A 246-nucleotide genomic window follows, 5' to 3' on the forward strand; every position below is an offset into this window, starting at 1 on the left:
GTGAAATCCTTAGCAGCTGCGGCAGCTCGCTGTGGTTACACCCCACAATACGCACTGCTGGTTGATTTCGCTTCAGATGCGAGCGCTGTCTTGAGCAATGGCTCGTCAGCAAAAGCGGGTTGCTTAGCGATACCCACCGAAAACACCCACGGTTACGAGCTTATTTTGGATGGGGCAATTCAAGCGTGCTCGCTGACGCTTACAGAGTACCTGGCTACGTACGTCGAACCGATGACTTGGTAGTTT

The 246-nt window shown here is 52.8% G+C and carries 1 protein-coding gene; it reads left to right on the top strand.

Annotated elements, in window-relative coordinates; genetic code table 11:
- Positions 1-243: zinc-binding metallopeptidase family protein (locus KMS84_RS40535; RefSeq protein ID WP_256921656.1), on the top strand; the 243-nt coding region annotated here is incomplete at its 5' end.
- Between the last annotated feature and the right edge of the window lie 3 nt (positions 244-246).

The organism is Streptomyces hilarionis (assembly GCF_024539675.1).
GTDB classification, from domain to species: Bacteria; Actinomycetota; Actinomycetes; order Streptomycetales; family Streptomycetaceae; genus Streptomyces; species Streptomyces hilarionis.